The 20,253-nt window shown below is 70.9% G+C and carries 17 protein-coding genes and 1 tRNA gene; 6 read left to right on the forward strand and 12 right to left on the reverse strand.

Annotated features, from left to right (window positions below; genetic code table 11):
* Positions 1-6: 6 nt before the first annotated feature.
* Positions 7-822: an SAM-dependent methyltransferase gene (locus IEZ03_RS11085; protein WP_184888550.1), complete on the reverse strand. Its 816-nt coding sequence runs from the start codon at positions 820-822 to the stop codon at positions 7-9.
* Positions 823-1,179: 357 nt separating this feature from the next.
* Here IEZ03_RS11085 and IEZ03_RS11090 point away from each other — a divergent pair, with 357 nt between their 5' ends.
* Together IEZ03_RS11090 and IEZ03_RS11095 are read left to right on the forward strand one after the other, a co-directional pair.
* On the forward strand, positions 1,180-1,701 hold the full coding sequence (locus IEZ03_RS11090) for a lytic polysaccharide monooxygenase auxiliary activity family 9 protein (protein ID WP_184888548.1): 522 nt from the start codon (positions 1,180-1,182) through the stop codon (positions 1,699-1,701).
* Positions 1,698-2,618 (forward strand): chitinase, encoded by a 921-nt coding sequence (locus IEZ03_RS11095; RefSeq protein WP_229808211.1) that lies wholly within the window; start codon positions 1,698-1,700, stop codon positions 2,616-2,618. The genes IEZ03_RS11090 and IEZ03_RS11095 overlap by 4 nt, the downstream gene beginning before the upstream one ends.
* 89 nt (positions 2,619-2,707) lie before the next feature.
* Here the strand turns inward: IEZ03_RS11095 and IEZ03_RS11100 are convergent, their stop codons facing one another.
* From IEZ03_RS11100 to IEZ03_RS11110, 3 genes are all read right to left on the reverse strand, one after another.
* Positions 2,708-5,359, reverse strand: coding sequence for a cellulose-binding domain-containing protein (locus IEZ03_RS11100; RefSeq protein WP_184888546.1), 2,652 nt, complete (start codon positions 5,357-5,359; stop codon positions 2,708-2,710).
* A 187-nt stretch (positions 5,360-5,546) separates the two neighbouring features.
* A complete protein-coding gene (locus IEZ03_RS11105; RefSeq protein ID WP_184888544.1) occupies positions 5,547-7,052 on the reverse strand; it encodes a serine/threonine-protein kinase in 1,506 nt (501 codons plus the stop codon).
* Entirely contained in the window at positions 7,049-8,596 is a 1,548-nt protein-coding gene (locus IEZ03_RS11110) for a serine/threonine-protein kinase (RefSeq protein ID WP_184888542.1), read from the reverse strand. Before IEZ03_RS11110 ends, IEZ03_RS11105 begins: the two co-directional genes overlap by 4 nt.
* 181 nt (positions 8,597-8,777) lie before the next feature.
* Between IEZ03_RS11110 and IEZ03_RS11115 the strand changes: the two genes are divergently transcribed.
* Both IEZ03_RS11115 and IEZ03_RS11120 read left to right on the forward strand, forming a co-directional pair.
* Positions 8,778-9,185, forward strand: coding sequence for a hypothetical protein (locus tag IEZ03_RS11115; protein ID WP_184888540.1), 408 nt, complete (start codon positions 8,778-8,780; stop codon positions 9,183-9,185).
* Between the two features lie 14 nt (positions 9,186-9,199).
* The gene (locus tag IEZ03_RS11120; RefSeq protein ID WP_184888538.1) at positions 9,200-10,054 is read left to right on the forward strand and encodes an alpha/beta fold hydrolase; all 855 of its coding nucleotides are present in this window, start codon (positions 9,200-9,202) and stop codon (positions 10,052-10,054) included.
* A 56-nt stretch (positions 10,055-10,110) separates the two neighbouring features.
* Here IEZ03_RS11120 and IEZ03_RS11125 read toward each other — a convergent pair.
* Positions 10,111-10,183, reverse strand: a tRNA-Arg gene (locus IEZ03_RS11125).
* A gap of 251 nt (positions 10,184-10,434) precedes the next feature.
* Here IEZ03_RS11125 and IEZ03_RS11130 point away from each other — a divergent pair.
* Both IEZ03_RS11130 and IEZ03_RS11135 read left to right on the forward strand, forming a co-directional pair.
* Complete coding sequence (locus IEZ03_RS11130) at positions 10,435-10,779, forward strand: hypothetical protein (protein ID WP_184888536.1); 345 nt, start codon at positions 10,435-10,437, stop codon at positions 10,777-10,779.
* An 82-nt stretch (positions 10,780-10,861) separates the two neighbouring features.
* Positions 10,862-11,899: a D-alanyl-D-alanine carboxypeptidase family protein gene (locus tag IEZ03_RS11135; RefSeq protein ID WP_184888533.1), complete on the forward strand. Its 1,038-nt coding sequence runs from the start codon at positions 10,862-10,864 to the stop codon at positions 11,897-11,899.
* Between the two features lie 326 nt (positions 11,900-12,225).
* Here the strand turns inward: IEZ03_RS11135 and IEZ03_RS11140 are convergent, their stop codons facing one another.
* The 7 genes from IEZ03_RS11140 to IEZ03_RS11170 form a co-directional block, all read right to left on the reverse strand.
* Positions 12,226-12,645 (reverse strand): MscL family protein, encoded by a 420-nt coding sequence (locus IEZ03_RS11140; RefSeq protein ID WP_184888531.1) that lies wholly within the window; start codon positions 12,643-12,645, stop codon positions 12,226-12,228.
* Positions 12,646-12,927: 282 nt separating this feature from the next.
* On the reverse strand, positions 12,928-13,545 hold the full coding sequence (locus tag IEZ03_RS11145) for an SAF domain-containing protein (RefSeq protein WP_184888529.1): 618 nt from the start codon (positions 13,543-13,545) through the stop codon (positions 12,928-12,930).
* Positions 13,542-14,369, reverse strand: coding sequence for an S-methyl-5'-thioadenosine phosphorylase (locus IEZ03_RS11150; protein ID WP_184888527.1), 828 nt, complete (start codon positions 14,367-14,369; stop codon positions 13,542-13,544). Before IEZ03_RS11150 ends, IEZ03_RS11145 begins: the two co-directional genes overlap by 4 nt.
* 141 nt (positions 14,370-14,510) lie before the next feature.
* A complete protein-coding gene (locus IEZ03_RS11155) occupies positions 14,511-16,640 on the reverse strand; it encodes an MMPL family transporter (protein ID WP_184888525.1) in 2,130 nt (709 codons plus the stop codon).
* 453 nt (positions 16,641-17,093) lie between these two features.
* Entirely contained in the window at positions 17,094-17,447 is a 354-nt protein-coding gene (locus IEZ03_RS11160) for an FmdB family zinc ribbon protein (protein ID WP_184888522.1), read from the reverse strand.
* A 162-nt stretch (positions 17,448-17,609) separates the two neighbouring features.
* A complete protein-coding gene (locus tag IEZ03_RS11165; protein ID WP_184888521.1) occupies positions 17,610-19,094 on the reverse strand; it encodes a potassium/proton antiporter in 1,485 nt (494 codons plus the stop codon).
* 105 nt (positions 19,095-19,199) lie between these two features.
* Positions 19,200-20,189, reverse strand: a complete 990-nt coding sequence (locus IEZ03_RS11170) for an NAD(P)-dependent oxidoreductase (protein WP_184888519.1) — start codon at positions 20,187-20,189, stop codon at positions 19,200-19,202.
* Between the last annotated feature and the right edge of the window lie 64 nt (positions 20,190-20,253).

Consider the following 20,253-nt stretch of genomic DNA (forward strand, 5'->3'; position numbering starts at 1 on the left):
ATTCTGTCAGGTGTCGCCGGTGACGATGCCGACGCCGCTGTAGTGCGGAACCTCCGGGCCCGGCGGCCGCGTCGGGTCGGGACGCCACCGCGAGCACGACACGACCCCCGGCTCCTCCAGCCGCGCGCCGACGAAGAGCTTCTCGATCTGTTCCGGGGACCGGGCGCGGATGGGCGTCCCGCCGCGGTCCATGACCTCCCGCACCGCCCGCCGCATCGCCGCGCCGTCCAGCTCGTCTGTCGTGGCGTCGCAGGTGTGCGAGATGACCAGGTAACTGCCCGGCGCGAGCCTGCGGACCAGCCGCGCGACGATCTGCTCCGCCTCGTCGTCGTCCAGGATGTGGTTCAGCACCCCGAGCAGCATCAGCCCGACCGGGCGGTCGAGGTCCAGCGTGCGGGCCGCGCCGGACAGGACGTCCTCCGTGTCGCGGATGTCGGCCTCGATGTAGTCGCACGCCCCCTGGGGGGTGCTGGTCAGCAGGGCACGGGCGTGGTCGAGGACCAGCGGGTCGTTGTCCACGTAGACGATCCGGGACGATGGCGCGATGCGCTGCGCCACGTCGTGGGTGTTGTCGACGGTGGGGAGGCCCGATCCGAGATCCAGGAACTGCCGTATCCCCGCCGTGACGAGGAAGCGCACCGCGCGCCCGAGGAAGGCGCGGTCCTGCTGGGCCGAGCCGGCGATCCCCGGCAGCACCCGGAGGACGGCGTCACCGGCCTCGCGGTCCACGGGGTAGTTCTCCCGGCCGCCGAGCCAGTAGTCCCAGATCCGCGCCGACTGCGGCGCGCTCGTGTCGATCTCCGGCCGCGGTCGCTTCGCCATCACCGGTCCTCCCGGACGATATTCGCCGTCCCTTACCCTTCCCTGGACCCTGCATGTCCATCACGGGGAAGTGGCCGCCCGCTGGGCAGAAACTGCTGAACGCGGACCGGGTGATGGCGAAACTCTGACGAAATCCTGGCGGCGGCGAGGCTGGTTCGGTTTCCGGCCTGCGCTGGTCTCGGCACGCCCGGCGGGCCCGTCGGCACCGACCCTTGTCCGCTTCCGGACGCGGGGTTACCGTCGGTCTTAGCTGATAGGAAAGTTTCCTATCAGATGGAGTCTCCATGCAGTCCCCGCTCCCCCCAGTGCACGGCGCGCGTCGAACACGACCCACCCCGAACGCAAGGGAATCCCCGCATGAAGAAGTCAAGCCCCAGGCTCGCCGCCGTCGTGGCGGGCCTCGGTATCGCCCCCCTCCTCTCCGCGATCCTTCCGGCGTCCGCCGCCCACGCCCACGGCTACGTCTCGGCGCCGCTGAGCCGGCAGGCCCAGTGCGCGCAGCGCATCGTCGAGTGCGGCGCCATCCAGTGGGAGCCGCAGAGCGTCGAAGGGCCGAAGGGCCTGCGCAGCTGCAGCGGCGGAAACGCCCGGTTCCGCGAGCTGGACGATGACGGCAAGGGCTGGCGGGTCACCTCCGTCGGCAACACGGTGACCTTCACCTGGACGTTCACCGCCCGGCACCGCACGCTGAACTACGAGTACTACGTCGGGGACAGGCGCGTCGCGGTGGTCGACGGCCACGGCCAGCAGCCGCCCGCCACCGTCTCGCACACCATCGGCCTCGGCGGCGTCAGCGGCCGGCAGAAGGTCCTGGCCGTGTGGAACATCGCCGACACCGCCAACGCCTTCTACGCCTGCGTCGACCTGGAGGTGCGGTGACACAGCAGCCCGCCCTGACACCGCAGCGCGTTCTGGCGCTGCTCGGCGCCGTGGTCCTCGCGGTCGCGACGATGTTCGCCGTTCCGTCCCCGGCCACCGCGTCGCCGGCCGCCGCGGCGGCGTGCAACGCGCCGAACTGGGTGGCCGGGCAGTGGTACCCGGTCGGCAGCATCGTCCGGTACACCGACGGCAACCACTACATCGCCGTCCATGAGAACCCGGGCTACGACCCGGTGATCAGCCACTGGTTCTGGGACCCGTACACCTGCGACGACCCCGGCGGGCCCGGTGGCCCGAGCGGGTTCGTGGTGAGCGAGTCGCTGTTCCAGCAGCTGTTCCCGAACCGCAACTCCTTCTACACCTACGGCGGCCTGACCTCGGCCATCGCCGCCTTCCCCGCGTTCGCGACCACCGGGAGCGACACGACGCGGAAGCAGGAGGCGGCGGCGTTCCTGGCCAACGTCGGCCACGAGACGGGCGGGCTCGTCCACATCGTGGAGCAGAACAGCGCCAACTACCCGCACTACTGCGACCGCGGCCGGCCCTACGGCTGCCCTGCCGGGCAGTCGGCCTACTACGGCCGCGGCCCCATGCAGCTCAGCTGGAACTTCAACTACAAGGCGGCGGGCGACGCGCTCGGCCTCGACCTGTTGCACAACCCGTGGCAGGTGGAGCAGAACTCGGCCGTGGCGTGGAAGACCGCCCTCTGGTACTGGATGACCCAGCGCGGTCCGGGCTCGATGACCGGCCACAACGCCATGGTCAACGGGCACGGCTTCGGCCAGACGATCCGCAGCATCAACGGCAGCATCGAATGCGACGGCGGTAACCCCGCCCAGGTGCAGAGCAGGGTGGACACCTACCGGAGGTTCACCGAGCGCCTGGGCGTGCCCACCGGCGGCAACCTGACCTGCTGATCGCATTCGCCGGCTACGGCGGCGTGAACCCGCGTCCGCTGTAGGACGGTCACCGGGGGCGGGCGGCTGTGTCCGCCCGCCCCACGGTGTCACCGGCCGGAGCAGTCCGGGTCGATGCTTCCGGCCGGGCCGGTGCCGATGAAGCCGAACGTGGTGGTGGCCCCCGCGGCCAGGGACCCGTTCCACGACTCGTTCGCCGCGGTGACCGCCGTGCCCTCCCGCGTCACCTTGGCGCCCCAGGACTGGGTGACGGTCTGGCCGCCGCCGAACGTCCAGGAGACCTGCCATGCCGTGAGCGGGTCCGTCCCGGTGTTGCGGACGGTGACCTCACCCTGGAAACCGCCCTGCCAAGACCCCGTCGTCTCGTAGGAGGCACTGCACGCGGTCCCGGCGGGGGGAGTGGTCGGGGTGGTGGTCGGGGTGGTCGGCGTGCTGGTCGGTGTGGTGTCGGAGGTGTCGCCGTAGATGACGCCACGGCCGTTCGTGCCGAGATAGACGCGGCCGTAGACGCGCGGGTCGCCGGTGAGGGCCTCGCCCGCGTTGCCGTACTGGTGCTGGTCGTCGTTGATGCGCGTCCAGGTGCCGCCCGCGTCGTTCGACCGGAACAGCCCGGTCACGCCGCCGACCGTCCCCATCAGGTAGAGCGCCTGGTGGCTCGCGCCCGGGGCGGCCTTGCCGAAGCCCACGTTCACGGCGTCGGAGATGTTCGAGATCTTGGTGAAGCTCGCGCCGGAGTCGGTCGAATGGAACAGGCCGGTGTCGCCCGCGAGCCAGATGTCGCCCTCCTCGCCGGGCAGCGCCTTGACGTGGACCCCGCTGGTCGGCAGCCCGGACGCCGCCGCCGAGAACGACGCGCCTCCGTTGGTGCTGACGTAGAAGCGGCCGCCCGAGACCGCGTAGAACTTGCTCGCGTTCACCCGGTCCGACTCGACGATCGCGTTGGCGGGCACGCCGGACGACTGGCTCCAGCCGGTGCCGAACCCCACCGAGTGGACGACCGGCTGGCCGCTGTCACCGGGCGCCCAGACGAAACGGCCGCCGTCCGCCGCGGCGGCGACCGTGCCGCCGTTGTTGACGCCGCCGGGCTCGGTGCCCTGGAACCAGTTCGCCCCGCCGTCCGTCGAGAACGCCACATGGCTGTCGTCCGGGCGGTCCGAGTCGGTGAAGTTGCCCGCCCGCACGACCACGCCCGGATTCGCCTCGGCGTAGTCGAGGCTGGTCGTGCTGGTGAACACGGGCTGGGTGAACATCGTCCGCGGAACGGCCCCGAGGTCGGCGTGCCGGAACCCGCCGATGTCGCCGAGCCCGCTGATCAGCGGCGCGCCGGACGGCGGGCTGACCAGGTCCAGGACGGCGGTCTCCTCCAGCCCCCGCACCATCGGCCGGATCCCGATCTGGCCGCCCGCGTCCCACTTGGTGAGGTCCTCGGTGCCGTAGATCGTCGCGCCCGTCCCGTACATCAGCCGGTCGGAGTCGAACGGGTCGATCTCCACCGACTCGTTCATCCAGCCGAGCTTCGGGGCCACCTCGGGCGGCGCCGGGTTGGCCCCGAACGTCAGCCAGGGCACCTCCGAGATGTCGTGGGTGTAGCGGAAGCTCCGGTCCGGGTAGCTCGTCCAGTCCCAGATGCGCGTCCAGGTCGCGCCGGCGTCCGTGCTCCGCCACATGATCATGTCGGGCCACCAGGACACCTGCGTGGCGACCATCAGCGTCTCGGGGTCCTGCCGGTCGATCGTCAGGCCGCTGTAGCCGAAGTACGCGTCGGAACTGCTGGACGGCACGGGGCTGATCTGCGTCCACGCACCGGAGCGCGTGTCGAGCTTCCACACGTCCCCCTTAGCGCCGTCGTAGGGGCCCGCGGTGTCGCTGGTCGCGATGTAGAGGACGTGGTTGGTCGCGTCCAGCACGCCCTTGTGCGCGATGTAACCCGTGGGCTGGCCGGGCACCCGTTCCCAGGTCGCGCCCGCGTCGGTGCTGCGGTAGACGGTGTTCTGCTTGTCCGCGACGCCGGCGTAGATCGTCCTGGTCGGCGCGCCCGCCGTGCCGTCGCTCTCGTCGAACGTCACCCAGACCACGCCCGGCCGGTGACTGCCGTACCCGCTGCTGTCACCGGGATCGTCGGCGTAGTCGCCCGGGTTGGGGAAGCTGTTCACCTTCGCCCAGGTCGCGCCCTGGTCGGTGCTCCGCCACAGCCCGTTGCCCTCGGGCGTCCCCAGGTAGAGCACCCGGTTGTCGTGGGGGTCGACCGCGAGCCGTTCGCCCATCCCGCGTCCCGGCATGTTGCCGCCCAGCTTGAACGGCAGTTCCGCCGTCCGCCACGTCCTGCCCCGGTCGGACGAACTCAGCACCGCGCCGTTGTTGGGGTCCCAGTCATTGGTGTACATCCCGGCGGCCGCATAGACCCGGTTCGCGTCCACCGGATCGGCGGCCAGGCTGACCACGCCGTTGTACCCCCACTTGTCCCACCCGACCCAGTCCAGCAGCGGCACCCACTGCCTTCCCGACTGGTCCCACCGATAGGCCCCGCCGATGTCCGTGCGCGCGTAGACGAGGTTTCTCTCCTTGCGGCTGAAAATGATGCCGGGTACGAATCCGCCCCCGTCGATCCGCACGTTCTTCCAGGCATAGGCCTCGGCGGCGGGCGCCGCGGGCGCGGCGGTGGCGACCCCCACCACCGCCCCGGCGACCAGCGCCAACGTGGCCGCGACGGCCCCCACCGCGCGAGTGAACGATCTCCGCATCGGACAAACCCTCCAGGTCGGCGACACCGCTGCCCAGGAGAGTGATCGAAGCGATTCGACTCGTCAACGTGTTTCACGTGGCGCCGCGGCGCTCCGCGGAATTGCCCGTTCAACCAGCCCCGACAAGGCTCGACCCGATGAAAGAAGACCCTGTGGATTTCACGGAAAAGCGGAATGGCGCCGGTTCTCAGGCGCGTCCGAGGGACGCGCGGGCCCACCGCGCCGCCTGGAGGGCGAGTTCGTCCTGCCGCTCCCGTCCGCTGTCGTACCGGATCTCGGACACCAGGTTGCCGACGCCGAAGAAGACGACGGCACCGCCGTCCGGGCCGGTCGTCGCGAAGGCGGCCTCGCCGAGGCCGGAGAGCGGCGTGACCCGCTCGGTCGCGTTCTGCTTCTCCTCGGCGAGCAGCCGGCGGGCCGCCGCCGTGCTCGCCGCGGTGCGGAGCGTGAGCCTGAGCCGCTCGTCCCCGTCCGCCGTGGCGGAGGTCTGCCAGACGCACTCCTTGCGCGGCTGGCCGGTGTCCGAGTCGGGGCTCTCGTCGGCGTGGTTGTGGAACGTGCGCACCAGCTCGCCCGCCTGCTCGGCGGTGATGAGCCCGCACGGGGCGGGCGCGGTCGCGAAGCGCACCGGTTCCGCCGTACTCGAGGACGGGGACGGCGTCTCCCGCGCCACCGGTGGCGGCGGCTCCTCCCGATCGCGAAGCACGATGACCAGCACGGTCACGACGACCATCACCGTCGCCACCGCGACGGCGAGGGCCGCGACGAGCCAGCCCCGGCCGGTCTTCGGCGGCCCGGCGGGAACGGTGGGACGCCCGTCATAGGCGGGATGCGGCGACGTGACCGGGGCGGCCGGTGGGGGAGGAGCCGTGTGCTCGCCCGTCACCAGTCCCCGCAGGAACGCCTCGGCCGCTTCCGCGTCGAGGCGCGCGGCCGGGTCCTTGACCAGGAGCCCCTTCAGCAGCGGTTCGAGCGTCCCGGCGGCGCGGGGCGGGTCCGGCTCGTCCGCCAGGACGGCCCCGAGCGTCCCCATCATGCTGCTGCGGGCGAAGGGCGAGCGGCCCTCGGTCAGGGCGTACAGCGTCGCACCCAGGGACCACAGGTCGGAGGCGGGGCCGCTGAGGTCGTCCCGCACCCGCTCGGGCGCCATGTAGGCCGGGGACCCGATCAGCGAACCCGGTCGCGTGAGCGTGGCGTCGCCCTCCAGCGCGGCGATGCCGAAGTCGGTGAGGACGGCGCGTCCGTCCTCGCGGAGGAAGATGTTGGCGGGCTTGACGTCCCTGTGGAGCACACCTTGGGCGTGGGCGGTGCGGAGGGCACCGAGGATCTCCAGGCCGATGCGCGCCACCCGGTCGGGCGGCAGCGGGCCGTCGGCGGCGAGCACCGTGTCCAGGGAGCGGCCGGGAAGCAGGTCCATGACGATGCACGGCCCGTCCTCCTCGACCACGACGTCGTGCACGGTGACGATCGACCGGTGCTGGAGCAGAGCGGCCGCCCTGGCCTCGCGCAGGGCGCGCTGTGCCGCGTGCTCGCGCTGCTGCGCGCTCAGATGGCCGGGGAGCAGGAGTTCCTTGACCGCCACGTCCCGGCCGAGCAGCTCGTCGCGGGCGAGCCAGACCACGCCCATCCCGCCCTCGCCGAGGCGCCGGACGAGCCGGTAGCGGCCGGCGAGCGTGCGCGGCGGCGCTGTCACGCCGCCGCCCGCGCGATCTGCCGCGCCGTCTCGCGGACCTCGCCGGGGGACGCGGTGCCGCGCTCGTACATGTGCTCGACCCGCAGCACCGAATTCTTCACCCGCAGCACCACACCGGATATGTCCATGGGCTTAGACAGACCCGTGGAAGTGTAGGTGAAGGCTTCGTCGCCCACCCCGTTGAGGTTGGTCGCCCCGCTTTCCCGCGCCTTTACGTGGTTCACGTCGATCTCGGGCCATCCCCAGTAATGGACCCCGCCCCGGGACGCGTTCTTCGTGCTCACGAATTTGTTGTGCGCCTCGGCCGGCGACCGCGACGGCGGCCCACCGGCGGCGCGGCCGAGATCAGTGATCACGACTCCGCGTTTCGCGGCGGCCCACCCGCAGGAATCGTCCTCGTCCTCGACCAGCGGCTTTCCCTGCCGGAGCAGGCGGCTCACCTGCTGCCGGGTGAGCAGCCCGCACAGGTCGAGCGCGGGAGGGGACGGCGTCGCGGACGGCGTCGCCTGCGGGCTGGAAGACGCCGCCTGCGGCGCGGCCGACCCCGCCGCCCCCTGAGTCGGCCGGGGCTCATCCCCTCCGTTGGAGGCATTGACGGCCAAGGCGACGATGAACAAGGCGCCGGTCGTGACCAATGCGACGCCCGCCGCGACGGGAATCCATATACGCCGAGGGTCTTTCTTCGGGGGAGCGGGCGGAGGCATGGGAGCGGCACCGGGCAGCCCGGACGGCATTCCGGCGGACACATTTCGCAGAACCCGCCGCACGTCCTCCGGCTTCGGCCGAGCGTGCGGCTCCTTCTGCAGCAGATACCACAGCAGCGGCGAAAGGGACCCTGCCCGCCGCGGCGGCGCCGGTTCCTCGGTCAGCACGGCCCCGAGCGTCGCCATCGAGCTTTCCCGCTCGAACGGCGGCCTTCCCTCGACCGCCGCGTAAAGGGTGGCGCCGAGCGACCAGAGATCGGACTCGGGGCCGCCCGGCTGCTCCCGCAGCCGCTCAGGGGCGATGTATCCGGGCGAGCCGACGAACGTCCCGGTGCGGGTGAGGCCCGGGTCCGCCTCGATGCTCGCGATGCCGAAGTCGGTCAGCACGACCCGGCCGTCCTCGGCGAGGAGCACGTTGCTGGGCTTGACGTCCCGGTGCACGACGCCCTTCTGGTGCGCGGCGTCGAGCGCGTCCAGCACCTGCAGGGCGATCTGGGCCGCGACCTGGGGCGTGCGCGGGCCGTCCCGCCGGAGCACCTCGCCGAGGGACGCGCCGCTCACCAGCTCCATGACGATCCACGGCCGCTCGTCCTCGATCACCACGTCGTGCACGGTGATGACGCCGGGATGGTCGACCAGCGCCGCCGCCCGCGCCTCCCGCTGCGCCCGCGCGGTCGCCACGCGGCGCTCCTCCGCGGTGAGGACGTCCGGGAAGACGATCTCCTTGACCGCCACGGTGCGGCGCAGCGTCTCGTCCGCGGCCGACCAGACGGTGCCCATCCCGCCGCTGCCGAGCCGTTCCCGGAGGCGGTACCGCCCGGCGAGCACCCGTTCGGACATCTGAGCGTCGGTCCTTCCCCATCGATCCGAGCGCGCGTCGAACACACGGTAGCGCCTGGAGATCACCTCGGACGAAGCGGAGAAATGCCCCACTTTGACCAGATATTGGCCATTAAATCCCCGTGTGTCGCAATCGGTCGGGTATAGCGCTCGCTGAAAGCGCTGGGGAGGAGTTCCGATCATGACCGCACCACTCAAGGCCGGGCCGGGCCGGGACTGGGCCGACGCCTTCGCCGCGGCCAGCAACGATGATCCCGAGATCCAGGCCCACGGCAAGTACTTCACCTGCACCTACCTCCTCGACGCCACCGACCGCAGCTACGCGATCAAGGTGGAGTCGGGGCGGGTCACCGAGGTCACGACGGACCCGGGTCCGCTCGACGTGCCCTACCAGTTCGCGATCCGGGCGAGCACCGACACCTGGCGCGGCTTCGGCGAGCCGGTGCCCGCGCCGATGCACCACGGGATCTGGGCCGCCAGCTTCCAGCGGGACATGCGGCTCGAAGGGGACATCCTGGTCCTCATGCAGAACCTGCGCTGCATCACCCGGCAGATCGAACTGCTCCGCGTCGTCGGCTCACCGGTCTGAGGAAGGAGATCACCGTGAGCAGGATTTCCCCGGTCACCGGGCACTACGTGACAGTCGAGGCCGACGGCCTGGAGTACAAGGTCTTCTACCTGGAGAACGGCACCGGGCAGCCTCTGGTCTGCCAGCACACCGCGGGATGCCACAACCACCAGTGGCGCGACCTGCTGGAGGACACGGAGATCACCGCGAACCACCGCGTGATCGCCTACGACCTGCCCCGCCACGGCAAGTCCGACCCGCCCGAGAACACCGAGTGGTGGAAGGAGGAGTACAAGCTCACCGCGGACCACTTCGTCAACTTCATCGTCGCCCTCTGCGACGCCCTGGAACTCGAAGACCCGATCTTCATGGGCTCCTCGTTCGGCGGAAACGTCGCACTCCAGCTCGCCCTGCGCCACCCCGACCGTTTCGCGGGCGTCCTGTCGGTCGAGGGCGCCGACTACTCACCCGGCTTCTACCTCGACTGGTGGCAGCACCCGCACGCCAACGCCGCCCAGGTGTGCGCGAGCGGCGTGTGGGACCTGATGGCCCCCCAGTCACCCGAGTCCGACCGCTGGAAGACCTGGTTCTACTACTCCCAGGGCTCCGAGGCGTTCAAGGGCGACCTGCACTTCTACTCCGTCGACCACGACCTCCGCGAGGACCTGGACAAGATCGACGGCAACCGATGCCCCGTGGTGATGCTCACCGGCGAGTACGACTACCTCACCACCCCGGAGGACAGCGCCCGCACCGCCGACGCGATCCAGAACGCCACCTTCATCAAGATGGAGGAAATCGGCCACTTCCCGATGAGCGAGAACCACCGCGTCTTCCGCGACTACCTACTAGAGGCCCTGAAAACCCTAGAAACCAAAACCTCCGCCTAGCCCCTTCGGGCGGCCGCCACGTCAGGGGCGGGGGCGTGTTCGTGCTGCTGATCGGGCGCCTCCGGCAGGATTCGAACCTGCGACACCCGCTTTAGGAGAGCGGTGCTCTATCCCCTGAGCTACGGAGGCGTGTCGTCGCTCGCGGCAAGAGCGTAGCGGACGGCACCTACAGGGTAGGGGACGGAACCCGTTGCGCGCTCCCTCTTAAGGGGCGGCTGGGACCTCTAGGCCAGGTGGGGCCGCGGTGGGTACGCTTCGGTGCCGTGACGGGTCGGCATCGTGGGCAGCCCAGTGGCAGGTCTGCCGAGGACGAGGTGGCTGAGCGTCCGCCCAGAAGCAGGCGGAGGCTCGCGGTCGCCGCTGGTTCCGGCGTGCTCCTGGTGACGGCTTCCTTAATCGCTTTCGGGCTGCGCGATGAGCCGGCGGACAACGAGCCGCAGACGGCGGCCACCTCCGTGCAGCAGCAGGTGCCGGTCATCCCCGGGGGCGAGCCGACGTACGGGGAGTACGTGGCGCCCGAGGCGGAGCCGCAGGTGGCGACGAAGGCGCCGCCGAAGCCGGCGCCCGTCCCGAAGACCACACCGAGCAGGACGACGCCCGCTGCGGCTCCGACGCCGTCCCGCGCCAGGACCAGGAGGCCGTGCCCGCCGGAGTGGCAGGAGGTCTGGTGGATGCGCCGGTGGTGCGACGACCGCCGTGATCGCGATGGTGACCGTGGCCGCTGAACCGATTACGCACAGGTCATCGTAGAACGTGTAGTACCGTTCTGCCGCTGTTCCGCATTTGGGCATCAGGAGGAAAACCACCGTGCCGAACCCCCGGTCGGCGGCGCTGACCGCGGTCTTCCTGGTGATGACCATGCTCGCTCCGCACGGTGTCGCCGTCGCGGCCGACGCCGACTCCGTGGAGTCGCTGCGCCGTGAGGCGTCGAAGGCTCGCACCGAGCTGGAGAAGGCCACGAAGCAGATGCAGACCCGGAAGAAGGACCTCGCTGCCTCCCAGGTCAAGCTCCGCAGCACGCTGAAGGACCTGGCGGTCGCCGAGGCCGAGCTGAACCGGATCCGCGAGCCGCTGGCGAGGCTGGCGAACAGCTCCTACCAGCAGAGCGGGGCCGTCGGTTCCATGTCCATCTTCGGCGGCGGCGACCCGGGCCAGGCGCTGCGTTCGACGGCGGACGTCACGCTCCTCGCCAGGTCGCAGCAGGCCCTTGTGGACCGTGCCGACGAACTGCAGTCGCGGCGCAAGCGCCTCGCCTCGACCGCCCAGGAGCTCCAGTCGAGCAACGCGGTCGAGCAGACCCGCCTCCAGCAGGAGGTGGACGGGCTGAAGACCAAGTCGGCGCAGCTCACCAAGCAGCTCAACACGATGCTCGACAAGCTGTCGGTGAGCCGGCTGAAGCGGCTGCAGCTCACGTGCGACGAGGGCCTCGCCACCGAGGCCAAGCAGTTCCCCAACGGGCTGATCCCGTCGAAGTACCTCTGCGCCCTGCCGCAGAAGGGACACCGGCTCCGCGCGGACGCCGCACTCGGCTTCTACAAGCTGAACGCCGCCTACAAGCGCCGCTTCGGCCGCGACATGTGCGTCACAGACGCGTACCGGAGCCTGTCCGAGCAGCACTCCGTCTACGCCCGGAGACCCGGTTTCGCAGCCGTCCCCGGGACGAGCAACCACGGCAAGGGACAGGCGCTCGACCTCTGCGGCGGCATCCAGAGCTCCGGCTCGATCCAGTTCAACTGGATGGAGGCCAATGCCGAAAAGTACGGCTGGTACCACCCGGCATGGGCCTACAGCAACCCCTTCGAACCCTGGCACTGGGAATTCGGCACCGAATCCGAATACGAGTAATCCACCCACCGCCCCCGCCGGAACGGCCGGTCGGAGCCATGTCGGTCTCCTTCGTCCGCGCTCGCGTGCTTGAGATCGGGTCGACCGTCCGGCGGCGGCGCGGGAACAGCGCGGCAAGTCCCAGGCCCCTAGGCGGCGCTGGAGCGGAAAGAGCGCGTAAGTCCGAGGGTCCCTAGGCGGCGGTGGGGCGGGTAGAGCGCGGTAAGTCCGAGGGTCCCTAGGCGGCGCTGAAGCGAGAAGAGCGCGTAAGCCCGAGGGTCCCTAGGCAGCGGTGGGGCGGGAAGAGCGTGTAAGCCAAGGGGCCCCCCTGGGCGGCGGCGGGCCCCCTAGATGGCGGTGGGGGTTTCGGTGGCGGGGGTCACCTCGGCGGTGCAGTGGCGGCACCGGCGGGCCCTGATCGGGATGGCGCTCAGGCACTGCGGGCAGTCGCGTTCGGTGGCCTCCTTGCCGCGGTCGATTCGCTCGATCAGCTTGGTCGTCGGGAGCACCACCAGGAAGTACACGATCGCCGCTGTGATGGTGAACGCGATCGCCGAGGTCACGAAGATCCCGTACGGGAACTTGGTGCCGTTGATCGTCACGGCCAGGCCCGTGTAGTCGGGTTCTCCGCCGAGCAGCGCGATCAGCGGTGAGATGAACGAGGCCGCGAAGTCCTCGACGAGACCGGCGAACGCGGCCCCCACGACGAACGCGACCGCCAGCTCGACGAGGTTGCCACGAAGAAGAAACTTCTTAAAACCACTCATACCGACTCCGGACTCTCGGGGGATACGCCATCCACTGCAGCAGGCGCACAGGAATGGCTACGGATCGTAATGAACCCTCCAGCGACATGCCAAGCCACCCCACCCACCAACGCCCGCCGCGTTCAGCCACCCACCGGCCGACGCCCGCCGCGTTCAGCCTCGGGACGCACCATGAGGTGGCGGGTGGGGCCAGGGGGCTGTGGGCTGGCCAGGGGGCCGTGGGCTGGCTCGGGGCCGTGGGGGTGACTCGGCCATGGGCGGCTTGGGCCGTGGAGCTGGGGGTTAGGGCTTTGGGGTGATTGTTAGGGAGAGGGGGGCGGTGGTGTTTGCGAGGGCTAGGGCCTGGGGTCTGTCTGTGGCGAGGAGTATCAGGGCGCCTTGCTGGCGGGTGGTCTCGTCGGGGGGAGGGACTGTTAGTACGGGGACGGCGGAGACCACGACTCTGGCGTCGCCTGGGGGGTGGGACGGGGCGGCCTCTGGGAAGGGCGGTGGGGTGGGGCTGGTCAGGACGTCGATGCGGTCGCCTGGGTGGAGGAGGCGGACGGCGTCGGCGTCGGCCATGCGGACCGGGGTGGCGACCGTGTCGGTGCCGTAGCCGCGCAGCAGGCCGTCGCCGACCACGCGGGTGTCGGTGAGGGGTTCGCCTGCGCGCATGGGGGTGGCGAGGACGCGGCCGGTGCCGGAGCGGAGGGTGCCGGACGGCACGGCGGCGGTCGGCAGGGCCACGCGGCGCAGGTCGGACGGGGTGAGCGTCGTCCCGGCGGGCAGGTCGCGGGCGGCGGCGAGGACGCGGACGGACGGCGCCGGCCCCGGCCGCAGGGCCAGCAGGGCGAGACCGGCGGCGGCCGCGGCGAACAGCGCCGCCAGGGGCCGCCGCAGCCGGGCTAGGCGGGCGCTCACGGCAGTTCCAGGGGGAGCTTCATGCCGTCCAGGGCGTTCGGGCAGGGGCAGCTGCGTTCGGCGGGCAGCGCCTTGACGACGTCGCCCACGAGGGTGCGGAGGCGGCCGATGTTCTCGCCGAAGACGCGGAGCACCTCGTCCATGGTGACGCCCTCGCCCTCCTCGATGCCCGCGTCGAGGTCGGTGACGAGGCACAGGGAGGTGTAGCAGAGCGCGAGTTCGCGGGCGAGGACGGCCTCGGGGTGGCCGGTCATGCCGATCAGCGTCCAGCCCTGGGCGGCGAACCACTGGGACTCGGCCCGGGTCGAGAAGCGCGGCCCCTCGATGACGACGAGGGTGCCGCGGTCGGCGAGGTCCCAGCCGGCGGTCTTCGCGGTCCCTGCGGCGGTGCGGCGGCCCGCCGGGCAGTACGGGTCGGAGAACGACACGTGCACGGCGGCGCCGTGCTCGTAGTAGGTCTGGTCGCGTCCGGACGTCCGGTCGACGATCTGGTCGGGGATGCCGAGCGTGCCGGGGCCGTAGCGAGGGGTGAGGGAGCCGACCGCGCTCGGCGCGAGCACCTGCCGGACGCCGAGCGAGCGCAGCGCCCACAGGTTGGCCCGGTAGGGGATCCTGTGCGGCGGGAACCGGTGGTCGCGGCCGTGCCGGGGGACGAACGCCACGCGGCGGCCGGCCAGCTCGCCGACCGCGATGGGGTCGCTCGGCGGCCCGTACGGGGTGTCGACCCGCACCTCTTCGATGTCGTCCAGGAACGAGTAGAAACCGGAGCCGCCGATGACTCCGATCTCGGCGGCGGGCGCTGCGGCGGAAGGCTGTGAGGACATGGCGCAGACACTAGCCAGCCCGCCCCGGCACCCGGGAGACCGTCCGCACATTGTGGATAACTTCCCGGGGCGCGCAGAAGGGGCCCGGTCGGGACCGGGCCCCTTCGCATCCCCGCGCCGGAGCCGGGGATTGTCGGCGTGTCAGCCCACCGGGTCCAGGACCTTGGGCGGGGTGGGGACGGGCTCCTGCTTGGCGAGGCGGCTGGGTGCCCAGATCCGCCGGCCGAGGTCGTGGGCCAGGGCCGGGAGTAGCAGGGATCGGACGATGAACGTGTCGAGCAGCACCCCGAACGCCACCGCGAAGCCCATCTCGACCATGAACACCAGCGGGAGCGTGACCATGGACGCGAACGTCGCCGCCAGGACCAGGCCCGCCGAGGTGATCACCCCGCCGGTGACGGTGAGCCCCCGCTGGATGCCGCGGCGGGTGCCGAGCGTCTGCGACTCCTCGCGGACGCGGTGCATCAGGAAGATGTTGTAGTCGACCCCCAGCGCGACCAGGAAGATGAAGGCCAGCAGCGGGAATCCGGGGTCGGCGCCCTCGAAGCCGAAGCCGTACTCGAAGATCACCGCGCAGGCGCCGAGCGAGGCCAGGAACGACAGCACCACGGTCCCCATCATCAGCAGCGGGGCGACGACGGCGCGCAGCAGCGCGACGAGGATCAGGAACACCACGGCCAGCACGATCGGGATGATCACCAGGTTGTCGCGGTCGGAGGCCCGCTGGATGTCGAGCATCGTCGCGCTGTAACCGCCGACCTTGGCATCGGCACCCGGGACGCCGTCCACGGCGGTGCGCAGCCGTTCGACGGTCGCGCGGGCGGCCGCACCGTCGGCCGGGTCCTTCAGCGTCGCCTCGTACCTGACCAGGCCGTTCGCCGTGGCGGGCGGCCCGATCTCGGCGACGCCCGGGGTGCCGCGGACGGTGTCGGCGAGTTCGCCGGACGCCGACGCCGCGCCGATGACGACGGCCGGGGCGCCCGATCCGGCGGGGAAGTGCCGGGCGACGACCTCCGAGCCCTGCACCGAGTCGGGACGTCCGGTGAACATCCCCGCGTCCGACGTCCCATCGGTCTTAAGCGAGCCCAGGCCGAGGCTGAGGACGACCAAGCCGAGCATGGTGGCGGCCCAGAGCGCGCGCGGACGCCTGCTGACGAGACCGGCGATCCGGCTCCAGATGCCGTGCTCCGCGTCGTACGCCTCCGGCCGCAGGTACTTGGCGTCGTAGCGGGGGATCAGCGGCCAGAACAGCCAGCGGCCGCAGATGACGAGGAGGGCCGGCAGCAGTGTGGTCATCGCGGCGAGGGCGGTGAGGATGCCCGCGGCGGCGACGGGGCCCATGCCGGCCGTGGAGTTCATCTCGGCGAGCAGCAGGCACAGCAGGCCGGCGGCGACGGTGGCGGCGGACGCGAGGATCGCCGGTGCGGCGCGGTGCAGCGCGAAGGCCATGGCCTCGTGCCGGTCCTCGTGCCGGTGGAGTTCCTCCCGGTAGCGGGCGACGAGCAGCAAGGCGTAGTCGGTCGCGACCCCGAATACGAGGACGGTCAGGATTCCCGCGCTCTGGCCGTTGACGGTGAGGTCCCCGTACTTGGCGAGCAGATACACCAGCGACTGGGCCAGCCCAAGAGCGAAGAGGGCGCTCAGTACGGGAACGAACCACAGCATGGGGCTGCGGTAGATGATGAGCAGGAGGACGATGACGACGGAACCCGCGGCCATGAGCAGGAACCCGTCGATGGACTCGAAGACCTCGATCTGGTCGGCGCCGCTTCCGGCGGGTCCGGTGACGTACGCGGAGAGGCCGGGAGGGCCGCGCTTGGCGATCTCGCGTGCCTCGTCCACGGCACCGACCACGTCTTCGTCTTGCAGAGGTACGAGGGTCTGGAGGGCTTTGCCGTCCTCGGAGGGGATCGGCCCCTGCGCCTTCTGCGCGCCCGGCAGGTTCTGCAGCGCGGAGACGTCGGACTCGGCCTTCGCGCGGTCCTCCGCCGTGATGCCCCCGGCGCGTTCGTAGACGACGACGGCGAGCATGGTCTCGTCCGTGCGGAACTGTTCGTCCAGTGCGACGACCTGGGTGGACTCCGCTCCGTCGGGGAGCCACGCCGCGGCCTCGTTGTTCTCAACGTCGCCGAGCCTGCCCGCCAGGGGTCCGAGGGCGGCCAGCAGGACGACCCACAGGGCCAGCACGGCCCATTTGGTGCGCGGGCCGGCGATCAGTCCGGCCAGGCGGTGGGCCCACGTCCTGGGGGGAGCCGGGCTCTGTCCGCTCATGGTTCCTCTCCTGTTATCGAGATATATCGCGTCTTTGGAAACTTCTCGCCTGTCGAGACGAATGTCAAGTACTATCGCGAAATTTCCGCCGAGTCTCCCGCTCCGGTCACAGACCAGGGGACTCACTGCCGCAGAGCTGAACGCGCAGGAGAGGGAGCTCTGTCCGGGGCCTCTCCCAGCATCTCAATCGTCTTATGGACGACCCCGGCCGCGCCTCAGGCGCGAGGCTTGATCGCGGCTACTGCACGCGGTGTAAGACCGCACCCGCGGATAGGTCTTGAGATGGAGAGGCGGCATAGCCGGTAGGCACCAGCGGCGGAGGGCGCCCTCCTACCGGACGGCAGGGGCGGCCCACCGGGACGCGGCCGGGATCAGGGCATGACGATAGCCGGGGGACCCGTATGGCCTGCGCAGACCACGCGCGGCGGATCCCCCGGTGGGAGCCCTAGAGAATCAGGCGACCTTCTCGGAAGAGGAGGAGGACTTGCTGGAGGACGACGAGGAGTCGCCCCCAGCGGACGACGAAGACGCGTCCGACTTGGCGGAGCCGGATCCGGACTCCCCGCTCGAAGAGGACCCGTTGGACGAGGACCCGTTGGCCGAGCCGCCCACCGTCGAGCTCTTGCCGGAGCCGCGGCTGTCGGTGCGGTAGAAGCCCGACCCCTTGAAGATGATCCCCGCGGCGGAGAAGACCTTGCGGAGCCTGCCGCTGCACGCCGGGCATTCGGTCAGCGCGTCGTCGCTGAACTTCTGCACGATCTCCAGAGGCTCGCCGCATTCGGTGCAAACGTACTGATACGTCGGCACGGTTCCTCCTCGCTGACTCAGCCCGGCTGAGCCCCGGACTGGCACTCACTATGAACGACTGCTAATGGTACCCGTGGCTGCAACACGTTTCGCCCCCGGCCTGTTCCCGGACCGGTCTCCGTCCGGCAAGCCCGCGAAGCCGATCTCCCGGGCCGGACCCGGTCACGTGCCCGTCTCCCCGAACCATCCGGCCAGCCGTCCCTTGCGGCTCACCGCCCGCAGGCGGCGTTCGGCGGCCTCCCGTACGGCGTCGGTGGTCACGACCAGGAGGGTGTCACCCGCCTGCAGAGGCGTGGTGGGCTCCGGGACGAAACTGGACCCGTTGCGCACGATCAGCGTGACGGACGCGCCCGGCGGCAGCCGCAACTCGAAGATCTCCACGCCGCTCAGCATGGAATCGGCCGGGATCCGCACCTCCAGGAGGTCGGCGTGCAGCTCCTCCAGGGGCGCCGCCTCCACGTCCAGCTCCCGCGTCTGCTCGTCGCTGTTCAGCCGGCACAGCCGCGCCGCGAGCGGCAGCGTCGGGCCCTGCAGCAGCGTGAAGACGACCACGATCGTGAAGACGATCGAGAAGATCCGGCCGGACTGCTCGACCCCCTGCACCATCGGGATGGTGGCGAGGATGATCGGGACGGCGCCGCGCAGCCCGGCCCACGACGCGAAGATCTTCTCTCCCCACGACATCTTGAACCCCACCGTCGACAGCGCGACCGACACCGGACGGGCGACCAGCAGCAGCACGAAGCCGATCAGCAGCGCGGGCACGATCTGGCCGGGCAGTTCGCTCGGGGACGCCAGCAGGCCCAGCATCACGAACACCCCGATCTGGGCCAGCCACGCGATGCCCTCGGCGAAACCGCGGGTCGCCGGACGGTGCGGCAGCCGGGCGTTGCCGAGGACGAGCGCGGCGACGTACACGGCGAGGAATCCGCTGGCGTGCAGCAGCGACGCCACGCCGTAGGAGGCGACGGCCAGGGACAGGACGGCGATCGGGTAGAGGCCGGAGGCGGGCAGCGCGATCCGGCGCAGCCCCTGTGCCCCGAGCCAGGCGATGGCGACGCCGATGACGGCGCCCGCGGTGAGCTCGTAGAGCATCAGGCCGAGGAGTTCGGCGAGGTTGGGTGCGGTGGCGTGCGCGCTGAGGGCGATCACGATGATCACGACGGGGGCGTCGTTGAACCCGGACTCGGCCTCCAGCAGCCCGCTCAGCCGGGACGGCAGCGGCAGCCGCCGCAGCACCGAGAACACGGCGGCCGCGTCGGTCGGGGCGAGCACCGCGCCGAGCAGGAACGCCGGCCGCCAGTCCATGCCGATCAGCCACATGGCGGAGAGCGCCACGATGACGATGCTGATCAGCGTGCCGATGGTGGAGACCACGATCGCGGCGGGCACCGCGGAGCGGACGCGCCGCCAGTCGGTCGTGACACCGCCCTCCGCCAGGATCAGGACGAGGGCGGCGAAGCCGAGCATGTGGGCGAGCTCGACGTCCTCGAAGTCGATGTGCAGGGGACCGGACTCGCCGATGAGGAGGCCGAGCCCCATGTAGACCAGGAGGGACGGCAGACCGGCCCGGTGGGACAGCCTGACCGCGAGGATCGCGCTGAGTACGAGGGTGGACCCGAGGAGTAGCCAAATGTCGAGATGCACATCCCACCCTTCGCGGGGCCTTCGCCGTGGATCGTTTAGCAATCCTATTCATTCACGGGACGAACGCACATTTGCGGTTGAGGGACGGCCCGCCCCGTAAGCTCGCTATCGCCGTGTGACCTGCGGCTTCAGCCCGTTGATCACATTTTGCACCTCGTGTCCCCGGACGGCCGCGGTGACGTTGTCGCGCACGACCGACACCAGGTTCAGCTGCGACTGGATCGACGCTCCCGCGGAGTGCGGAGACAGCAGGACGTCCTCGTGGCTGCGCAACGGATGCCCCTCCGGAAGGGGTTCCTCGTCGAACACGTCAAGGGCCGCCCCGGCCAGCCGTCCCGACTCCAGGGCGGAGAGGATCGCGTCGTCGGGCGCGATGCCCCCGCGCGCCACGTTCACCAGCAGTGAGCCCTCCGGCATTAGGGCGAGGCGCTCGGGACCGATCAGACCGCGCGTTTCGTCCGTCAGCGGTAGGGCGAGCACAAGGATGTCGGACGAGGCGAGCAGATCGTCCAGTTCCCTGTACTGGGCCACGGACTTAGGGCGCGGACGCCTCGTCCAGTAGGAGACGGTGCAGCCGAGCGCGGTGAACAGCCGCGCCGCCTCCGCGCCGATCGCGCCGAACCCGACGATGCCGACGCGCTGCGTGTGGATCTCCCGGGGCCGCCGGGCGATCACGTCCGGCTGCGGCCAGCCGCCCGCGCGGACGCGCCGGTCCGCCCAGGCGAGGTGGCGGCACAGCGCGAAGGCCGCGCCCACCGCCCACTCGGCGACCCCGCGCGCGTTGAAGCCCGCCGCGTTCGCGACCGGCACTCCCGCCGCCGTCAGCGCGGCGACGTCGAGGCTGTCGGTCCCGACGGCCGGCATCTGGACGAACGCCAGCCGCCGCGCGGCCCGCACCGCATCGGCGTCCAGCGCCAGCCGGGCGCTGAAGTCGCCGACCACGATGTCGGCGTCCGGGAGCGCGGCGAGCAGCCCGGCGCGGTCCCTGGTCTGCGGGAACGTCACCTCGGCGGCGTCCCCGAGCGGCTCGAACAGCCGCCGGACGATCTCGTCCGCGATCGGGGGCAGCGACAGGATCCGCCACGGCGCCGTCATCTCGAACCTCCCGTTTCACCTGCCCATGACCGCCTTCGGGCGATCTTGCCCCCAACTCTAATGA

Source organism: Actinomadura livida, assembly GCF_014648675.1.
Taxonomy (GTDB): domain Bacteria; phylum Actinomycetota; class Actinomycetes; order Streptosporangiales; family Streptosporangiaceae; genus Spirillospora; species Spirillospora livida.

Bases quoted from the DNA above. Each gene is read 5' to 3' on its own strand.
- IEZ03_RS11085 (WP_184888550.1), bottom strand. From the start codon at position 822: ATGGCGAAGCGACCGCGGCCGGAGATCGACACGAGCGCGCCGCAGTCG.
- IEZ03_RS11090 (WP_184888548.1), top strand. From the start codon at position 1,180: ATGAAGAAGTCAAGCCCCAGGCTCGCCGCCGTCGTGGCGGGCCTCGGT.
- IEZ03_RS11100 (WP_184888546.1), bottom strand. From the start codon at position 5,359: ATGCGGAGATCGTTCACTCGCGCGGTGGGGGCCGTCGCGGCCACGTTG.
- IEZ03_RS11110 (WP_184888542.1), bottom strand. From the start codon at position 8,596: ATGTCCGAACGGGTGCTCGCCGGGCGGTACCGCCTCCGGGAACGGCTC.
- IEZ03_RS11115 (WP_184888540.1), top strand. From the start codon at position 8,778: ATGACCGCACCACTCAAGGCCGGGCCGGGCCGGGACTGGGCCGACGCC.
- IEZ03_RS11140 (WP_184888531.1), bottom strand. From the start codon at position 12,645: ATGAGTGGTTTTAAGAAGTTTCTTCTTCGTGGCAACCTCGTCGAGCTG.
- IEZ03_RS11150 (WP_184888527.1), bottom strand. From the start codon at position 14,369: ATGTCCTCACAGCCTTCCGCCGCAGCGCCCGCCGCCGAGATCGGAGTC.
- IEZ03_RS11155 (WP_184888525.1), bottom strand. From the start codon at position 16,640: ATGAGCGGACAGAGCCCGGCTCCCCCCAGGACGTGGGCCCACCGCCTG.
- IEZ03_RS11170 (WP_184888519.1), bottom strand. From the start codon at position 20,189: ATGACGGCGCCGTGGCGGATCCTGTCGCTGCCCCCGATCGCGGACGAG.